This is a genomic window from Streptomyces sp. P1-3, assembly GCF_050613155.1.
Lineage (GTDB): Bacteria > Actinomycetota > Actinomycetes > Streptomycetales > Streptomycetaceae > Streptomyces.
This window is the reverse complement of sequence record NZ_CP192512.1, coordinates 4,498,550-4,517,007: the sequence shown is the minus strand read 5'-3', so window position 1 is coordinate 4,517,007 and position 18,458 is coordinate 4,498,550. Positions and strand designations below refer to the sequence as shown.

The following is an 18,458-nucleotide window of genomic DNA, read 5'->3' as shown; positions in this document are numbered from 1 at the left end:
GCCGTACTGTCGAAGACATGAATCCGCAGGGGGAACGCTGGACGGCGGAACAGGTGCTCGCGCTGGCTCCTGACGCCGCATCACGCAAGGCGGGAAGCAAGCTGGCCGCGGCCGGGCCCTGGTCGGGAACCGGAGCCGGGACCGTGACGGCGGAAGGGCGCGGACAGGCCCTGTGGGGCCTGTGCAAGGGCAGCGGCAGCACGCCGTACCGGACGATCGTCGACCTCGGCGGGCCGAACGGCCCGGGATACAAGTGCAGTTGTCCGAGCCGGAAGTTCCCGTGCAAGCACGCGTTGGGCCTGCTGCTGCTGTGGGCGGGCGAGACGGGAGAAGGGAGCGTGCGGGAGGCGGAGGGACCTCCGGAGTGGGCCGAGCCGTGGCTGAGCGGACGGCGTGAGCGCGCGGAGCGCGGGGCCGCCGAGCGGGCGGACGGTTCCGGCGCTGCCGGTTCGGCCGGGGGTGGCGGCGCGGGTGCCGCCGATCCGGCCGCGGCCGGGCGGCGCGCGGAACAGCGGGCACGGCGGATCGCCGCGGGCGCCACGGAGCTGGAGCAGCGGCTGACCGACCTGCTGCGCACCGGACTGGCCGATGTGGGCGACAACCACGCCGACTACACGATGTGGGACGAGACCGCGTCCCGGATGGTCGACGCGCAGGCACCCGGCCTCGGCGCGCGCGTGCGCGAGCTGGGGGCGGTGCGCGCCTCCGGCCCCGGCTGGCCCGCCCGGCTTCTGGAGGAGTGCGCCCTCACCCATCTGCTCAACCGTGGCTACCTCCATATAGACGCGCTGACACCGGAGTTGGCGGCGACGACCCGGTCCCGGGTCGGCATCACCATGAACGCCGCGGAGGTGCTGTCCTCCGGCCCGGCCGTCCGGGATCGCTGGCTGGTCCTGGGCCGGCAGGACAGCGGCGACGGCAAGATCACCACGCGCCGGGTCTGGCTGCACGGCGAGCGTACGGACCGGATGGCGTTGCTGCTGTCCTTCGGGGCGGCCGGGCGGCCGCCCGAACCGGCCCTGCCCACCGGCCTCGTCGTGGACGCGGACCTCGTGTACTACCCCTCCGCCCGCCCACTGCGGGCAGCGCTCGGCACCCGCCACGGCCAACCGACACCGCCGCCGGACACGTCCGTGCCGCACGGCGTGGACATCCCCACCGCCCTGGAGGGGTACGGGGCGGCACTGCGCGACGACCCGTGGCTGGATGCCTGGCCCACCGTCCTGACCGGCGTCACCCCGATACCCGGCCCGGACGGCTGGCAGCTCGCGGACGCCCGGACGGCCTCCGCTCTCCCGGTGGACCCGCGCTGCCTGGCGCGCACGAACCTGTGGCAGCTGGCGGCCGTGTCGGGCGGCGGCCCGGTCACGGTCTTCGGCGAGTGCGGCCACCGCGGCTTCGCGCCGCTCACCACGTGGGACCCGCAGCCCGTGTCGCTGTGACCGCCCTGCCTCCCGGCAGCAGAACGACCCTGTACGGACTCGTACGTACGGACTTGTACGGAGGATCGACATGACCCGTACCGCCACCGGCCCGACCACCACCCTCCACACCTCGGGACCCGGCTCCGGCGCCGACCTCGCACCGCCGGAGGACGCGACCGCGGACGGCGCACCTGACGGCCCCGCGACCACCAGCGACGCCCTGGCCTCCGGCGGCGAGCCAGCAGACTCCCGCACCAGGACCGGCACCGACACTGACGCCCGCACCGAGACCGGCACCCGCACCGGATCCGGCCCCAGCCCCGGCACCGGCACCGGCACCGGCACCGGCACCGAGAGTCCGCCGCAGGACGGGACTGGCGCCATGCCCGGGGCCGTGTCCGGGACCGCCCCGTGGGGCGACCTGGTGGCGGCCGCACTGCTCGGGACGGAGCGGCGGGTGCCGCCCGTCCCCGTCCGCCCCGGGCAGGACGCGGCGGCCGGGCTGCTGGACGCCGCCGCGCTGAGCACGGTGACGCGGCGGGCGGGGCTGCGGCCCGCCGCCCCCTGGGCCCTGCCGGGGCCCGCGCCGGAGGATCCCCGTCCGCCGCTACCCCGGGCAGCCCGGCGACGGCTGGGGTTGCTGCTGGCCGACCGTTCGAGTCCCGGCCAGTCCGGTTCGCGGGCCGCGCCCGACCTGACCGAACTGCTGCCGCAGTGGCTCGCCATCGCCAACCGGCACGGTTACGGCGCGCCCGCCGCGCTGCTGCCCGCGCTGCTCGACACGGCGCGTGCCCGTACCGACCTGCGTCCCGAGGTGCTCACGTTCGCCGGGCCGCGCGGGCTGTGGCTGGCGCGGCTGAACCCGGACTGGAAGTTCGCGCTGCGCGGCAGCGCCGGCCGTGGCGCCGCGGCGGGGGCCGCGCCGCCGGAGTCCGCCGGGCCCGAGGCCACGGAGAAGCTGTGGCAGGAGGGGCTGTTCGCGGAGCGTGTGGCACTGCTCGCCGCGATGCGGCACCGCGACCCCGCGGCCGGTCTCGCACTGCTGGCGAGTACCTGGGCGACGGAGCGCGCCGAGGACCGGCTGATGTTCCTCGACTCGCTGCGCGACGAGCTGTCACAGCAGGACGAGCCGTTCCTGGAGCAAGCGCTGTCCGACCGCAGCCGCAACGTACGGGCCACGGCCGCCGAACTCCTGTCCGCGCTGCCCGACTCCGCGCTGGCAGCGCGGATGGCCGAGCGGTCGCGCGCGTATGTGACCCTCGAGCGGGCGGACGGGCGCGGCGCGGCACCGCGGATCGCGGTCGAGGCCCCGAGCGGGTGCGACAGCGGGATGCAGCGGGACGGCATCGTGGCGAAGGCGCCATCGGGGCGCGGGCAACGGTCCTGGTGGCTGGGCCAGTTGGTGGAGGCGACCCCGCTCGCGCGCTGGACGGAGTGGTTCCACGGCCGTACGGCGGAGGAGATCGTGGCGCTGCCGGTCGCCGATGACTGGCAGGCGGATCTGCACGCGGCGTGGTGCCGGGCCGCGGTCCGGCAGCGCGACACGGCGTGGTCGCGCGCGCTGCTGGGGGCGCCCGCGGAACCGCCGACCACCCCTGTCGGCACCGGCGACGCCGTGCTGGCGGCCGCGACTCTCACCGCGTCCTGGCGGGACCCGGCGAAGCTGCTCGCCGCGCTGCCACCGGAGGAACGGGCCGTATGGGTCGCGGAGTTCATCGCCGCGCACGGTCTGTCGGACGCGTTCCGGCTGCTGGGCGTGTGCGCGGTGCCGTGGAGCGAACCGCTGGGCCGGGCCGTGGTGGACGCGCTGGACATCGCGCGGGACGCGGGCAGTTACCCGTGGAGCTTCAGCGGGGTGATGGGGCTGGCCGAGCGCTGCCTGGACCCCGCGCAGGCGGACCGGCTGGAGGTGCTCACCGCGACACGGGACGAACCGGAGGACGGCTCACCGGGCGCGGTGGGGTACTGGTCGGAGACGTTCCAGCGGCTGGTGGCGACGTTGCGGCTGCGCGCCACGATGCGCAGCGAGCTGGAGCCCGTGGAGACCACGGACCGGGCCGCCCCATGACGGGGTGGCCCCCCGGCCCCGCGATCGCCGCGCCCCGGCCCGACCTGGGCACCGCGACAGGGTGCTCCCGCCCACCCCCTCTTGCGGACGGTGGACCGGGGCCGCCGCCCCCGGCCGCGCCGCCGACGCAGGCACGGCGCCTACGCGGGCAAGGCGCCTACGCGGGACCGCCGCCGACGCGGGCACGGCGCCCAGGTGCGCCGGGGCCACCATGGACGGGCGCGCCTGCGACGCCGGGCATGGCAGGCCGACCCCTGGCACAAGCCGGGCATGGCAGGCCAGCCCCTGGCACAAGCCGGGCATGGCAGGCAGACCCCCGGTACGACTGGTACGACTGGTACGACGCGTCGGGGCGTACCGCTATGCCGCCACCGGCCGCACGTTCTCCCGGACCCATTCCACGATCGACGTCGTCGTCGCGCCCGGCGTGAAGATCTCGGCGACGCCCTGCTCCTTCAACGGCGGGATGTCGTCCTCCGGGATGATGCCGCCGCCGAACACCTTGATGTCCTCGGCCTCGCGGTCCCGGAGCAGTTCCAGCACCTTCGCGAAGAGCGTCATGTGCGCGCCCGAGAGGATGGACAGCCCGATCGCGTCGGCGTCCTCCTGGATCGCGGTGTCGACGATCTGCTCGGGCGTCTGGTGCAGCCCGGTGTAAATGACCTCCATGCCGGCGTCGCGCAGCGCACGCGCGATGACCTTGGCCCCGCGGTCGTGGCCGTCGAGCCCCGGCTTGGCGACCACCACGCGGATCGGCCCAGTCACTCCCATCACTGCCTCCATGCCTCCGTGCACGACAGCCATTACCGGCCGTAAGCGGTGAACGAACGTTATCTCCAGCTTCGCGCAAGCAGCAGTTTCGCGGCGAGCGGGGAGGGGGAAATCACACATGGGACACGTTCACAGCCAGCCGCTCCGGGCCTCCCGTCACGGAGGGCTGCCAGGGAGCCGCAGCGGGGAAGCCGTATCGCCGCGCCGCATTCGGCGCGGCGATACGCACCCCGCCCCGGCTGCCCGTGAGGGCACACGGGGACCGAGCCCTCCCTGTGTCGCCGCCGGGAGGTCAGCCATGAGGACCTTGCCCTTCCCCCTCTCCCTCGTGTCCTCGCTGCGCTCCTCCGCCACGGTGATCCGGGCCACCGCCATGGACGCGGCCGTGCTCGCCGGGCACGTCGTCCTCTACCCCACCGGCCTGGCCCAGGAGCGCCCCGCCCCCGCCTCCCGCCCCGACGACCGCGGCACCGTCACCGACGCCATCACCGACGCCGACACCGACACTCCGCCCGGCGCCCGCCGGCTGCCCTCGGCGAACGAGGGCCGCCCTGTCGTCCTGCTGCACGGATTCATCGACAACCGCTCCGTGTTCGTCCTGCTGCGCCGCTCGCTGCGCCGACACGGCCGCCGGCACGTGGAAGCCCTCAACTACTCGCCGATGACCTGCGACATCCGTGCCGCCGCGGAGCTGCTCGGCGAGCATGTGGAGGGGCTGTGCGCCCGCTCCGGCCACGACCAGGTGGATCTGGTGGGGCACAGCCTGGGCGGCCTGATCGCCCGCTATTACGTACAGCGCCTGGGCGGTCACACCCGGGTGCGTACGCTGGTCACCCTCGGCACCCCGCACGGCGGCACCCGCGCCGCCCCCTTGCTGTCCGCGCACCCCCTGGTCCGGCAGATGCGGCCGGACTCCGAGGTGATCGAGGAGTTGCGGCGCCCGGCGCCCGGCTGCGCCACGCGGTTCGTGAGCTTCTGGAGTGATGTGGACCAGGTGGTCACGCCGGTCGAGATGGCATGCGTCGACCACCCCGACCTCCGCTCGCACAACGTGGAGGTGACCGGAATCGGACACCTCGCCCTGCCCGTGCATCCGGCCGTCGTCCAGGGGGTCCGGCGGTCGCTGGAGGAGACGGAGCAGGAGCCGGGCGACGCTTCCGGATCCGCTTCGGTTGCGTAACGACCCGGAAAATTACCGAACAGCAATCGAACGCCCGGCCAAGTTACGCCGCCCAGACAGCCGAAAGGCCACCAAATGCCCTTTCCTGGGCCCCATAAAACCTGTTGAAGATTGTCGCCGTCGCATACCGCCGGGTACAGTCGCCGCACTGAACCGCCCTGGGGGACCTCCCCCCGGACCCCCAGCTCCTACTGCCGAGGCGAAAGAGAAGTTGGTGGTGAACGACCGTCACCCGTCGGGTAACCCGACCCCGACCGTCCCCGCTCCTGACGCCTCCTACACCCAGCACTACGGGGCGTACGGCGAGCAGCAGGGCGCTCAGCACGCCTATGCCGGGTTTGACGGCTACTCCACCGGTACGTTCGACGCCCTCGGCGCCGCCTACGGCGAAGGCGACCCCCTCTACGGTTCCGTGCCGGGCGATCCCTACGGCGAGGTCGCCACCGGATACGACACGGGCCAGTACGGGACCGGGTCATACGACACCGGCCACTACGACACCTCCGGCCAGTGGGACTTCGGCGCCGCCGCGCAGCAGACCGCCGAGCCAGCCGCGTACGGCACCGGCAGCTACGACACGGGCAGCTACGACACCAGCGGTTTCGGCACCGGCGGTTACGACACCGGCGCCTACGACACCACCGGCCTGGACGGCACCGGCACCGGCACGGCGTGGGACACCGGCGGCTATCAGCTCTCCGCCGACATCCCCGGCCCGCACGACGGCTCCGCGGACACGACGGGCCAGTGGGACACGAGCGGTCACTGGGACGTCAGCGACGCGTACGACACCGATGCCGCCGCCGACACCGGCGCCCACGACACCGCCCTGTGGGGCGGGACCGGGACCTACGACGCCAACGGCGTCGACTCCGGCCTGACCCAGACCTGGGACGCCACCGCCTGGGCCACCGGTGACTCCGTCTACGAGCAGCAGTTGATCGGCCAGCCGTACGAGGCCGATCCGGCGACCGGGTTCGAAGCCGACTCCGCCACCGGGCCCGGCTTCGGCTCCGGCGCCGATGCCGACCTCCCCGAGTCCGGCACGGACTTCGGCCTCCCGGCCGACGCGGCGACCGCCCCCGGGTCGGCCGCCGGCGTCGACGCGGCCGGTGCCGACGACCGGGACGACGAGCCCGTACTGGTCTCCGCCGCCACCGGTCCCGGCGGTCCCCGCCGGAACGGCGGATCCCGCCGCGACAGCCGCGACAGCCGCAACCGCCGCCGCACGTCCTCCTCCCGCCCCAAGCGCTCCGCGCTGCTCACCGTCGCCGTGCCCTCCGTCGCCATCATGGGCGTGACGGCCGTCGCCGCGGCCGCCGTCGGCGGCATCGGCGGCGAGGACGGCAAGAAGGACGACTCGACGACGCAGGCCGCGCCCGACCCGGGCTCCGTCAAGCCCTCGGTGGCCAACAGCAAGATGGACACCCAGCTCGCCGGACTGGCCGACCGCGCCGACGACTTCGCCGACCGCGCCAACCGCACCCAGGAGCGCATCGACCTCAAGGAGCGGCAGGCGGCCGAGCGCAAGCGCAAGGCCGAGGAGGCCGCCCGCAAGGAGGCGCTGCGCCCCAAGTTCGCGCTCCCCGTGGCGCAGCACGGCCTCAGCGCCCAGTACGGCCAGGCGGGCATCAACTGGATGTCCGTGCACACCGGCATCGACTTCCCCGTCAGCTACGGCACGCCGGTCATGGCCGCCACCGACGGGACCGTCCGCACGCAGTGGAACAGCGCGTACGGCAACATGGCGATAGTCACCTCCCCCGACGGCACCGAGACCTGGTACTGCCATCTGAGCAGCACCAAGATCCGATCCGGTTCCGTGAAGGCCGGGGACGTCATCGCGTACTCGGGCAACTCCGGCAACTCCACCGGCCCGCACCTCCACTTCGAGGTGCGCCCGGGCGCCGGCTCGGCCGTCGACCCGCTGCCGTGGCTGCGCGGTCACGGCCTCGACCCGATGTAGGCCCTCAGACGGGCTTGTTTCCAAGCCCGTCCAGCAAGCCCGTCCAGCCATGACAGCCAGGACAGCGCCGAGCGCGGACAACGCCCGGCGCGACGCGAGCGCTAGAGCTTCTCCACCGGCGCGTACCGCAGCAGCAGCCGCTTCGGCTTCTCGTCGCCGAAGTCGATCGTGGCCTCCGCCCCGTCGCCGCTGCCCTTGACCGCCATCACCGTGCCCAGACCGAACGAGTCGTGCGTGACCCGGTCTCCGACGGCCAGCGAGACCACCGGACGGTCCTTGGCCCGCCGGGTCGCGAAACCGCTTGCACCGCCCGCGCCACCCCGGGCGCGCGAAGCGGAGAGCCCGGACGACAGGCCCGAGGTGATCGCCGACACCGCGCCCATCGAGGCCGACGGCGCCGACGGCCCCGTCCGCTTCCACTGCACGTACTGGTCGGGGATCTCCTCCAGGAAGCGGGACGGCGGGTTGTACGCCGGCTGCCCCCACGCGCTGCGCAGGGTCGACCGCGTCAGGTACAGCCGCTCCCGCGCGCGCGTGATGCCGACATACGCCAGCCGCCGCTCCTCCTCCAGCTCCTTGGTCTGGCCGAGGGCGCGCATGTGCGGGAAGACGCCGTCCTCCATGCCGGTGAGGAAGACGACGGGGAACTCCAGGCCCTTCGCGGTGTGCAGGGTCATCAGGGTGATGACGCCGGTGCCCTCCGCGTCCTCGTCGGGGATCTGGTCGGAGTCGGCGACGAGCGCGACCCGCTCCAGGAACTCCGCCAGGGTGCCCGGCTCCTCCTCGGTCCGCTCCTGCTCGAATTCCAGGGCGACGGCCGCCAGCTCCTGGAGGTTCTCGACACGGGTCTCGTCCTGCGGGTCCGTGGACGCCTGGAGCTCGGCCAGATATCCCGTACGCTCCAGCACCGCCTCCAGGATGGTGGCGGGTCCGGCGCCGGACTCCACGATCGTGCGCAGCTCCTCCAGCAGCACGTTGAAGCGCTTCACCGCGATCGCGGAGCGCGCCGCCATGCCGTAGGCGTCGTCCACGCGGCGCAGGGCCTGTGCGAAGGAGATCTTCTCGCGCAGCGCGAGGGCCTCGATCATGGCCTCGGCGCGCTCGCCGATACCGCGCTTGGGCACGTTCAGGACGCGGCGCAGCGGGACGGTGTCCTCGGGGTTGGCGAGCACCCGCAGATAGGCCAGGACATCCCGGACCTCCTTGCGCTCGTAGAAGCGCACGCCGCCGACGACCTTGTAGGGCAGGCCGACCCGGATGAAGATCTCTTCGAAGACACGGGACTGGGCGTTGGTGCGGTAGAAGACGGCGACGTCTCCGGCCTTGGCGTCGCCCGCGTCCGTCAGCCGGTCGATCTCGTCGGCGACGAACTGCGCCTCGTCGTGCTCGGTGTCGGCGACGTAACCGGTGATGGTGGCCCCGGCCCCGGCCTCGGTCCACAGGTTCTTGGGCCGCCGGTTCTCATTGCGCTCGATGACGGCGTTGGCCGCGCTGAGGATCGTCTGCGTGGAGCGGTAGTTCTGCTCCAGCAGGATGGTGCGCGCGTCCGGGTAGTCCTCCTCGAACTGGAGGATGTTGCGGATGGTGGCGCCGCGGAAGGCGTAGATGGACTGGTCGGCGTCGCCCACCACACACAGCTCGGCCGGGTCGAAATTGTCAGTGCCCGTGCCGACCAGCTCACGCACCAGCGTGTACTGCGCGTGGTTGGTGTCCTGGTACTCGTCCACCAGGACGTGCCGGAAGCGGCGGCGGTAGTGCTCGGCGACGTCCGGGAACGCCTGCAACAGGTTGACCGTGGTCATGATGAGGTCGTCGAAGTCCAGGGCATTGGCCTCGCGCAGCCGCGCCTGGTACATCGCGTACGCCTCGGCGAGCGTCTTCTCGAAGCCGTCGGCGGCCTGGTCGGCGAAGGTCTCCTCGTCGATGAGCTCATTCTTGAGGCTGGAGATCTTCGCGCTGAAGGACTTGGGCGGAAAGCGCTTGGGGTCCAGATCCAGATCCCGGCAGACCAGGGCCATCAGCCGCTTGGAGTCGGCGGCGTCGTAGATCGAGAACGAGGACGTGAAGCCCAGCTTCTTCGACTCGCGGCGCAGGATGCGCACGCACGCGCTGTGGAAGGTCATCACCCACATGGCGCCGGCGCGCGGGCCCACCAGCTCCTCGACCCGCTCCTTCATCTCGCCCGCGGCCTTGTTGGTGAAGGTGATCGCGAGGATGGAGCCGGGGTGCACCTTGCGCGCGCCGAGGAGGTGGGCGATGCGGTGGGTGAGGACGCGGGTCTTGCCGGATCCGGCGCCCGCGACGATGAGCAGCGGCGCGCCGTGGTGCTCGACGGCGGCCCGCTGCTGGTCGTTCAGCCCCTCCAGCAGCGCGGCGGAGTCCACGGCGGGGCGGGGCGCGCCGTTGCGGTAGTACGGCTCCCGCGCCTGACCGGCCTGGCCTGGCTCCCTGGGTACGGGCACGCTAAAAGTGTCGCCGAAGAGGTCGTGCGGCACCTCCTCCGCGGCCGGGCCGGCCGGATACCCGTCGTGCTCGGGGTCCTCCGGCGGTGGCGGAAGCTCCTCGGGGGCGGCTCCGGGTGCCGCGCCGTCGAGGTTCGCCAGGAAGCTGTCGTCAAAGAGGCTGCTGCTCATCGCCCACCGAGTCTAGGGCCCGGCACTGACAGCCGACACGACAATGTCACGGAAAGATCTCGGACAAATCGAACACCAGCCTTCCCAGGTGCCCCAGAGGTTGGCTAGCGTGCTCCGTCAGGCGGCCCGCTCCCTGCCGGCGACCGAAGCCGGCGCGTGCCGCCGCCGCCGAGTCCGGCCCGCCCATCAGGCGGTTCCGGAGCCGGGGACCCACCCGCACCATCTGGGGTGAATCGGCCCGTACGTCGCACGTACGGCCGTAGGGCAGCCTTCCGTACGCCCGAACCCGACAGCTAACCCGGTAGGCGGTCCACGGAAGGAGTCGCCTCCCTTGGCGTCGCACCGCAAACCGCGTCCCCGGTTGCTCGAATCGCCCGCCGGCCGCCGCACGGCCGTGGGTGTCACCACCGCCGCCCTCGCCTCGGTCACCCTCCTGTCGCAGACGGCGAACGCCGCGCCACGGGCGCCGAAGCCGACGGTCGAGGAGGTGAGGAAGAAGGTCGACGCCCTCTACCGGCAGGCGGGTACCGCCACGCAGAAGTACAACGCGGCCACGGAGGCCGCGGGCAAGCAGCGGACCGAGGTGAACCGCTTGCTGGACGAGGCCGCCACCCGTACCGAGAAGATGAACGAGGCACGGCGCACCCTGGGCGCGTACGCGGCCGCCCAGTACCGGCACGGCGGGATGGACGGCACCGCGACCCTGCTGCTGGCCGACGACCCGCAGGGCTTCGTCGACCAGAACCACCTGATGGACCGGCTCACCGGGCGGCAGAAGGACGCGGTCGACGACTTCCGTACGCAGCAGACGGAGCTGGCCCGGCAGCGCGGCAAGGCCACCCGGAGCCTGGCGGATCTGACCGCGTCGGAGCGGAAGCTCAAGGCCGAGAAGAAGACGATCCAGGAGAAGCTGTCCCAGGCCCGGGCGCTGCTGTCCCAGCTGACCGCGGAGGAGAAGGCACGGCTGGCGGCGCTGGAGAAGAAGAAGGAAGCGGAGGCGCGGCGCAAGGCGGCCGAGCTGGCGGAGAAGCAGCGGCAGGCGGAGGAGGAGCGCAGGCGCCAGGAGGAGCAGCAGGGGGACGACGGCAGCGGTACTGGTTCCGGCAGCGGCTCAGGCTCCGGCTCCGGCTCCGGCACCACGGACCCGTCAGCGCCCTCCGACTCCACCAAGGCCGCGCAGGCCGTGGCGTTCGCGCGCGCCCAGATAGGCAAGCCGTACGTATGGGGCGCCACCGGCCCGAACTCCTTCGACTGCTCGGGGCTGACCCAGGCCGCGTGGAAGGCGTCGGGGGTGACGCTGCCGCGCACCACGTGGGACCAGGTGAAGGTCGGCACGCGCGTGTCGACGTCCGAGCTCAAGCCGGGCGACCTGGTCTTCTTCTACGACGACATCAGCCACGTCGGGCTGTACATAGGCGACGGGATGATGATCCACGCGCCGAAGCCGGGTGACAACGTGAAGATCGCGCCGATAACCGAGATGCCGATCTACGGGAGCGTCCGCCCGGCGTAGCACCGGCCTGCTCAGAGCCTGCTCGGAGCCTCCTCGGGGGCTCCTCAGGTCCACATCACCGCGATGAAGATGTTGGCGGTGGTCAGCAGCCCGACGGTGCCGAGGAGCGGGGCGGGCACCTTCTCCTCGTCCCGCTTCACGTAGACCAGGCCGAGGATGACGACGAGCAGCGCCATCTTCACGCCGATCTTGACGTTGTCAAGGCTGTTGCCGTCGGCCTGGTTGAGCCCCACCAGCGCGATGCCCGTCACCAGCATCGTCAGCGCGCCGTGCAGCATCGAGGGCGACATCCGGGCCTCGCCCGCGCCTATCAGCTTCATCTGTGTGAGGAAGCCGCCGAGCAGCGCGGCGATACCGATGATGTGCAGGCCGACGAAGGCGTGCAGAGTTGCGTCCATGGCCTCGGAGCGTAGCCCGCGCCCGCGGCCGCCACGACGGCCGGGCCGGTCGCCTCGCGGCTACGGGCTACCGGCCACCGGCCACGAGCGACGGCGGACCACGGCCACCGTCGACGGGCCACCGGCCACCGGAGCCGACTCGGCATCGGGCGACTCGGCACCGGTGGCCGGTTCGCCCATAGCACCGCGAGCGTCCTCGCCGGGTGCGGATCGCCGCTTCGGTCATCCGCGTGCGCGAACGTTCCGGCACTCGGTGAGCCGACCGGTCAGCCGCGGTCCGCGATCCACCGAAATCGCTCATTCCCGGCCTTCACCGTGTCCTCGCCCGACGACGGGGTCTAGCTTCCTGCTCCAGGCGGCGGCCCGCTCCCCTGTGTACGGCGTCGGCCGTGCACGGGCCGCCGCCTCGCCCGCTCGGAAGGAAGTGACCCACCGCCGTGGCCTCGCACCGGAAGCCCAGGCAGCGTCCGTTCGCAGGCGGCACCGTCCGCCGGGCCGCGACCATCGCCCTGGCGGGCGCCGCGACCGCCGCCACGGCCCTCGACGGCACCGGGCACGCGGCGCCCCGGCTCACCCCGGCCGAGGTGAAGGCGCAGGTCGACCGCTACCACCGGCAGGCCGAGGAGGTCACCGAGCGCTACAACGGCGCGCGGGCGGACGCCGAGGCGGCGCACACGGCGTACGAGGCGCTGCAGGACGAGGCCGCCCGCAGGACGGACCGCCTCAACGCCTCCCGTAACGCGCTCGGTTCGTACGCCACCGCGCAGTACCGTTCCGGCGCCGTCGCCCCCGGCCTCCAACTCGCCCTGTCGTCCTCCCCCGAGGACTACCTGGACCGCGCCTCGCTCGCCGACCGCGCGGGCAGCCGCCAGGGCGCGGCCGTGGCCCGGCTGATCCGGCAGATAAGAGGGCTGAAGCAGGTACGCACCGAGGCGAGCGGCAAGCTGAGCGAGCTGAACCGCTCCCGCGAGGCACTGGCCCGGCACAAGAGGACCATCGAGAAGAAGCTCGACGCCGCGGAAGCGCTGCTGGACCGGCTGACGGCGAAGCAGCGGGCGAAGCTCCTCGCGGAGTCCGGCGGCGGCGACCTCACCGGCCACGGAGACGCGGTCGGCGGCGGCACCGGTGGCGGGGACGGCCGGGGAGGACACCAGCCGCACGCCGACCGCGGGACGGCCAGGGGGACCCGCACCCCCGTCACTCCCCCGACGGGCCGAGCGGCGCTGGCGGTGTCGTACGCGTACGGGGCGCTCGGCAAGCCGTACGTATGGGGCGCGACCGGGCCCTCCGGCTACGACTGCTCGGGGCTCGCCCAGGCGGCGTGGCGGGCGGCGGGCGTGGACCTGCCCCGCACCACGTACACCCAGATCACCACGGGGACGCGCGTCCCGCGATCCGAACTCGCCCCGGGTGACCTGGTGTTCTTCTACTCGGGCGTGAGCCATGTAGGCCTGTACATCGGCGGCGGCAAGATGATCCACGCCCCGCGGCCGGGCGCACCGGTGCGGATCGCGCCCATCGACGAGATGCCGTTCGCGGGGGCTGCACGCCCGGCGTGAGGGCCAGGATGCGGCCGAGTTGCGGCCAGAATAAGGATTCCTCCATGCGTAAGCACGCCCGGAACGGCCTCGTCGTCGCCTCTTCTCTGGTCACCGCGGTGGCCCTGGCCGCCCCCGCCTCCGCGGCCACCTCGTCGGCCACGGCGCACTCTGAGGGGTGTGGCCTACGAGGCCACGCCCCTCAGCGCATTCGCCCCATCTCCATTTCGGAGCCGGAATGCGTCAGGCCCGGCAGGAGCCAGTCCGTGAACGGGTCGAAAAGGACCAGGACGGCGAGGGCCAGGAAAACGACGCCCACCGCGGTGGCGACGTACGGGCCCCGGCCCCACAGCTTCTCGATGAAGATCACCGCCGCCACCCCGGCCATCGCCGCGACGTTCATGACGCCCAGCGGGACGAGAATCAGCATCAGCCCCCAGCAGCAGCCGACGCAGAACAGCCCGTGGTGGGCGCCGACGCGGAAGTCGCGGGCCCAGGGCCGGAAACCGGCGTAGCGGACCAGCTGCCCCATGGGGCTGCGGCAGTGGCGGAGGCAGACGTCCTTCAACGGGCCGAGCTGATGCAGCCCGGCCAGCGCGAACGCTCCCGCGCCGATCCAGCGCCCCGCCCCGGGGTGCTCGTCGACCAGGTCGCCGGTCGCGCCGAGCGCCGCGTAGACCAGCAGGCCGAACAGGCCCCAGGCCAGCAGATAGCCGCCCGTGAACTGGGCGACACGGGCCGCACGCGCCACGCCCACCGCCCGGCGGCGGATCCCCCGTACCCACGTGATCGCCACCGGCGCCACGGACGGCAGCATCATGGCGGCCATCATCACCAGCCACAGCCCCAGGAACAGGGGCAGCCCCATCCCCATCGTCCCCGGCTCGACCCCCATGTCGCGCGCCTGCGCCACGGTCACCAGCCAGGCGAGCAGCGCGAGCAGCGCCATCAAGGACCAGGCGTACGCGAGCGCCCGTGCGGGAAGCAGGTTCCCGTTCCGCAGGGGCGTCGAGGTACTGAGCCTGGCGCTCCGGAACATACCCTCAGGACATCACATATCGGAACGGAATTCCTGGATCCGGCGGGGACGCGGGGTGCACGATGGAAGGGAGCCCGCGGACGTCGTGAGGAGTCGCGAGAGGTCGCGGGAAATCGCGGGAAGCCGCGAGGAGGTGCCGCGATGACCGAAACCGCGCCGACCATCCCGAAGTGGCACGTCACCGGGGACTGGTTCGACACCTGCAAATGCAACGTGCCGTGCCCTTGCTCGTTCGCCCAGCCGCCCACCTTCGGCGACTGCGAGGGCGTCATGACCTGGCACATCCGTGAGGGCACCTACGGCGACGTGCGGCTGGACGGCCTCAATGTGCTGATCCTCGCGTCCTTCGTCGGGAACGCGTGGGCCGAGCACTCGGACGCGTACGCGGCCGTCTTCCTCGACGAGCGCGCCGACGACACGCAGCGCGCGGCCCTCCAGATGATCTTCGGCGGCGAGGCGGGGGGCTGGCCCGCCGACTTCGTCGCCATGTTCGACCCGGAGATGCGGGGCATGGACACGGCCCCGATCGAGTTCAGCATCGACGAGGACCTGGGCTCCTGGCGTTCCCGCATCCCCGGCCGCGCGGAGTCCAGCGCGGAGGCCCTGACCGGCCCGACGACGCCGGAGGGCGCACGGGTCCAGGTGCACAACCTGCCGGGTTCGGAGACGGGGCCGGGCCAGGTCGCGACCTGGGGCCGCTCGACGGCCGACCGGGCCGACGCCTTCGGCTTCAGCTGGAGCCGGGAGGGTCAGTCCAGCAAGCACATTCCGTTCGACTGGGCGGGGCCGGACGGCGCCTGAGTAACGCCGCCTCAGGGCTCAGGGGTGGCGCGGGCGCCGGAACCACTCGCCGGACGCCCGCTGGGAGAGCATCACCACGATCAGGATCCCGATCACCACCTCGATCAGCCCTCCGGGCCGCCCCTGCCCCATCGCCGACAGGCCGAAGAGGATCATCAGCGAGCCGAAGACGATCGCAGTCACCTTCGCCCCGCCGCCCGCTCCCCCGAAGCACAGCGCGCAGATCGCACAGCCGAAGGCGGGCAGCCCGGCCCCGACGACGTAACCGGCGGTGCGCGGATCCCCGCCGGCGAAGTTCAGCACACAGGCCAGCATCAGCAACCCGGCCATGACGAAGGCCAGCACCTGCGCCGTCCGCACCTGACTCGGCATGGCCATCGGCGCGCCGAAGGGCGGGTACGGAGCGTGGGAGCCTGCGTACGGGGGGTGTGGCTGCTGGGGATAGGGCGTGTACGGGGCGGGCTGCTGCGGCTGTTGGGCGTACTGGGGGTGCGGTGGGTGCTGGTGACCGAGCGGGCCCGGCGCATTCTGTGACATGCCCACGACCCTATGCCAGGGCGCCACTACGCCCCGGGTGCCGCCTACGTACGGGCCGCTGCGCGCAGGCGCTCAGCCCTGGCGTGGACTTCGGCGCTGGACAGGGCGGGGGCGTTCGGGCGTGGGGGTTCGCCTCGGCAGGTTCGGCAGAGGCCGCCGGGGAGTGCCTCGGGACGGCCGGGGATGCCGCAGTCGGTGCATTCCATGATCCAGCGGGGTGCTGGCGCCGTCGGGGGCTCGGCGGGCTCCGGGGGCATCTTGGCGGTGAGGCGGTTGCGGGCGAGGGCGCCCGGGGAGTGGACCTCGGACGGGAGTCCGGCCGTGAGGGCCGAGGCGAGGTGGGCGGGGCCGGTCCCGCGTGCCAGCCACTGGGCGGCGAGCGGTTCGAGGTCGGCGCACTCGGCGGCGGACAACGCCATCCGGGGTTCGGTACGGCCCAGGGCGGCCAGTGCGTCGTACGCGGGCGAGCGCGGGGTCCGTGGAGGCCGGGGGGCGGGTCGCTCGTCCGGCTGAACCTGGGGCGGGGTCCAGGGTTGGTTCGGTGCCGGTGCCGGTGCCGGTTCACGTGCCGGGGCAGGTGCCGGTGGTACGGGTGTCTCCCCTGCGGCGAAGGCGGCCCACCAGGCGTTGTCGCGCGGCTGGCGGGAGAAGAACGTCCTGGTCACCCACTGGGTGCGGCCCTCGTCCACGGTGCCGCTGAGGCGGCGGAGATGGCCCGCCTCGGACAGGGCGTTGAGGGCCGAGCGGACGGCCTGCTGGCCGTAGTCCGGTAGCTCCTTGGCCAGGGTCTTCGCGTCGATCGCGGCACCGTCCGGCAACCGGTCGATGTGCGTCGCGACGATCGCCTCACGGGTGGGGAGATGCGCGAAGTCGCCCCGGCGGCGCAGGGGTTGGTCGGGTGCGGAGCGCTTTCCGAAGCCCGGTTTGGCCATGGGGGGCGTCGCGCTCGGGCGCGGGGCATGGGTAGGGTTGGCGTCAGCCATGAGATCGACCTCGTAGGCGTGCGATCTTGCGGTCAGACCCCGGCTTGGTGTTCCAGCACCTGCCGGGGTTGTTTGTTTGCGCGCAACGCTAGACGGCCGCCACGAGCTGTGGCAAGTCCGTCACGAAAAGTCATCCCCGCTGGTATGCGCGGGAGTTGGGGTCGGGTTTGGGTGGGCGGGTGGGTTATGCAACCCACCCGTTCCTCAGAAAGAGAGCTCGGATCTCGGGGCTCGGCACCCGAAGCCCGGAACCCGAGCTCCGGGCCCCGGTCGCGATGGTCAGCCTGCGAGCACCATGAGGGAGAAGGCGAAGAAGAGGCCGATCAGTACGGGCCAATAGAGCAGCGCGGGCAGGAGATTGTCGCGCCACCCCAAGACGGCGGCTCTCGCCTCCGTACCCAGGAGGATCGAGTTCGCGAACATCCCGACGATCACGAGGTTCTGGGCGATGGCGAAGTACTCCAGATAGGTGACCGAACCGTCGCCTGAGATCTCTCGCAACTGCGCCTGATCCACGATCACGACCAGCAGAACGGTGACGGCGAAGGTGATCGCCGTCCAGGTGTTGAAGCCGAATCGGGGATGGCGGGCATCGTCGCGGGTGAAGACGAAGAGCGCCATGAACAACACGGCGGCGATGAACAACGATTGGACGAGCCTGCCCATGAGCGGGCCCGCGTATGACCGGGTGAGCCCGATGTTGAAATAGAGGTCAGGCGCGGCAGAAAAACCACTGACGTAGGGCGTCGCGCCGAAGGTCGCCGAATACGTGTGATCTCCGTAGCTGTAAGCGGTGTAGTACGGCCGCCAGCCCAGCGAGACGATGTCCTGGTCCAGGCCGTTGAGCGCCTTGTGCTGCCAGGGCGGGTACGAGGAGAAGTCCGGGATCAGGATCTCGTTCTTGAACGTACTGATCGTCCACATCCGGAGCCAGACGTTCTGCTTGTCCAGCGGGTATTCCCTGTAGACGAATTTCTCACGCAGCGTCAGGTGGAAGTGCCAGCCCCGTAGAGCGCGTCCCTCCGTCGTCTTCGTTTCGTAGACCTGCTTCATGTCGAAGCCGTCCGGGGCCTCTGGGAAGACAACCCCACGGCTGCTCTCGGGGACGTCATCGGTGTACCGCTGCCAGACGTACCCGCTTACGTCGACTTCCTCGGGGCCGGTGAACTTCACACTCTGGATGTAGAGACCGGTCGGGATCTTCTGGAGTGGCACGCCGGGCAGCCTCTTCGCGATATGAGCGTCGCTCTGGTGGACCGTGCCGACGGGGGTGCCGACCACTGTTGTGGTGTTCACGTCGGTGGCCGTGATGTGCCAGACGACGACCGTGCCGACGGCGAAGATCGTCATCGCGCCCACGCTCATCAGCCAGCAGCGCCCAGGCGTGCGGAGGAAAGGGCGGGTGACGGCGGCGGTCGCGGACAGCGCCAGCACCATCGAGCTGACCAGAAGCAGGGACCAGTTCTCACGCTGCGTGTGCCCGGCCGGCGGATGGCCGCCCAGGTAGTGGGCGGCCGCGGCGCCGGTACCGGTCGCGGCTCCGGCGAGGAGCACCCAGTTGGCCCGCTCCAGCCGACGTTGCCACGAACGATCATCATTGCGCACGC

At 72.2% G+C, this 18,458-nt stretch carries 14 protein-coding genes and 1 riboswitch; of the genes, 7 read left to right on the top strand and 7 right to left on the bottom strand.

The features are described 5' to 3' along the window. Positions 1 to 17 precede the first annotated feature (17 nt). Both ACQUSR_RS19555 and ACQUSR_RS19550 read left to right on the top strand, forming a co-directional pair. Positions 18 to 1,442 carry an SWIM zinc finger family protein gene (locus ACQUSR_RS19555; protein WP_431043871.1) on the top strand — a complete coding sequence of 475 codons (1,425 nt, stop codon included), beginning with the start codon at positions 18 to 20 and terminating at the stop codon, positions 1,440 to 1,442. A 364-nt stretch (positions 1,443 to 1,806) separates the two neighbouring features. Beyond that, entirely contained in the window at positions 1,807 to 3,492 is a 1,686-nt protein-coding gene (locus tag ACQUSR_RS19550) for a DUF5691 domain-containing protein (RefSeq protein WP_431047699.1), read from the top strand. 360 nt (positions 3,493 to 3,852) lie between these two features. Here the strand turns inward: ACQUSR_RS19550 and ACQUSR_RS19545 are convergent, their stop codons facing one another. After that, positions 3,853 to 4,263, bottom strand: a complete 411-nt coding sequence (locus ACQUSR_RS19545) for a cobalamin B12-binding domain-containing protein (RefSeq protein WP_431043870.1) — start codon at positions 4,261 to 4,263, stop codon at positions 3,853 to 3,855. A gap of 298 nt (positions 4,264 to 4,561) precedes the next feature. Here ACQUSR_RS19545 and ACQUSR_RS19540 point away from each other — a divergent pair, with 298 nt between their 5' ends. Both ACQUSR_RS19540 and ACQUSR_RS19535 read left to right on the top strand, forming a co-directional pair. Further along, positions 4,562 to 5,443, top strand: a complete 882-nt coding sequence (locus ACQUSR_RS19540; RefSeq protein WP_431043869.1) for a lipase family alpha/beta hydrolase — start codon at positions 4,562 to 4,564, stop codon at positions 5,441 to 5,443. Positions 5,444 to 5,660: 217 nt separating this feature from the next. Next, positions 5,661 to 7,409: a peptidoglycan DD-metalloendopeptidase family protein gene (locus tag ACQUSR_RS19535; RefSeq protein ID WP_431043867.1), complete on the top strand. Its 1,749-nt coding sequence runs from the start codon at positions 5,661 to 5,663 to the stop codon at positions 7,407 to 7,409. Between the two features lie 101 nt (positions 7,410 to 7,510). On the opposite strand, the gene pcrA is transcribed toward ACQUSR_RS19535, so the two are convergent. After that, positions 7,511 to 10,042, bottom strand: a complete 2,532-nt coding sequence (pcrA, locus tag ACQUSR_RS19530; RefSeq protein ID WP_431043866.1) for a DNA helicase PcrA — start codon at positions 10,040 to 10,042, stop codon at positions 7,511 to 7,513. Positions 10,043 to 10,198: 156 nt separating this feature from the next. Beyond that, positions 10,199 to 10,365: riboswitch (cyclic di-AMP (ydaO/yuaA leader) on the top strand. Positions 10,366 to 10,373: 8 nt separating this feature from the next. On the opposite strand from pcrA, the gene ACQUSR_RS19525 reads away from it, so the two are divergent. Continuing rightward, positions 10,374 to 11,555 (top strand): NlpC/P60 family protein, encoded by a 1,182-nt coding sequence (locus tag ACQUSR_RS19525; RefSeq protein ID WP_431043865.1) that lies wholly within the window; start codon positions 10,374 to 10,376, stop codon positions 11,553 to 11,555. 44 nt (positions 11,556 to 11,599) lie between these two features. Here ACQUSR_RS19525 and ACQUSR_RS19520 read toward each other — a convergent pair whose 3' ends face one another. Further along, entirely contained in the window at positions 11,600 to 11,953 is a 354-nt protein-coding gene (locus ACQUSR_RS19520; protein ID WP_431043864.1) for a hypothetical protein, read from the bottom strand. A gap of 437 nt (positions 11,954 to 12,390) precedes the next feature. Between ACQUSR_RS19520 and ACQUSR_RS19515 the strand changes: the two genes are divergently transcribed. Beyond that, on the top strand, positions 12,391 to 13,512 hold the full coding sequence (locus ACQUSR_RS19515; protein WP_431043863.1) for an NlpC/P60 family protein: 1,122 nt from the start codon (positions 12,391 to 12,393) through the stop codon (positions 13,510 to 13,512). Positions 13,513 to 13,693: 181 nt separating this feature from the next. Here ACQUSR_RS19515 and ACQUSR_RS19510 read toward each other — a convergent pair whose 3' ends face one another. Further along, a complete protein-coding gene (locus tag ACQUSR_RS19510) occupies positions 13,694 to 14,530 on the bottom strand; it encodes a DUF2182 domain-containing protein (RefSeq protein WP_431043862.1) in 837 nt (278 codons plus the stop codon). 141 nt (positions 14,531 to 14,671) lie between these two features. On the opposite strand from ACQUSR_RS19510, the gene ACQUSR_RS19505 reads away from it, so the two are divergent. Then, on the top strand, positions 14,672 to 15,331 hold the full coding sequence (locus ACQUSR_RS19505) for a DUF1326 domain-containing protein (protein WP_431043861.1): 660 nt from the start codon (positions 14,672 to 14,674) through the stop codon (positions 15,329 to 15,331). Between the two features lie 18 nt (positions 15,332 to 15,349). Here ACQUSR_RS19505 and ACQUSR_RS19500 read toward each other — a convergent pair whose 3' ends face one another. The 3 genes from ACQUSR_RS19500 to ACQUSR_RS19490 all read right to left on the bottom strand — a co-directional run bounded on the left by ACQUSR_RS19500 (position 15,350) and on the right by ACQUSR_RS19490 (position 18,456). After that, positions 15,350 to 15,868, bottom strand: coding sequence for a hypothetical protein (locus ACQUSR_RS19500; protein ID WP_431043860.1), 519 nt, complete (start codon positions 15,866 to 15,868; stop codon positions 15,350 to 15,352). A 44-nt stretch (positions 15,869 to 15,912) separates the two neighbouring features. Then, entirely contained in the window at positions 15,913 to 16,851 is a 939-nt protein-coding gene (locus tag ACQUSR_RS19495; RefSeq protein ID WP_431043859.1) for a hypothetical protein, read from the bottom strand. Between the two features lie 279 nt (positions 16,852 to 17,130). Next, positions 17,131 to 18,456, bottom strand: coding sequence for a hypothetical protein (locus ACQUSR_RS19490; RefSeq protein ID WP_431043858.1), 1,326 nt, complete (start codon positions 18,454 to 18,456; stop codon positions 17,131 to 17,133). Between the last annotated feature and the right edge of the window lie 2 nt (positions 18,457 to 18,458).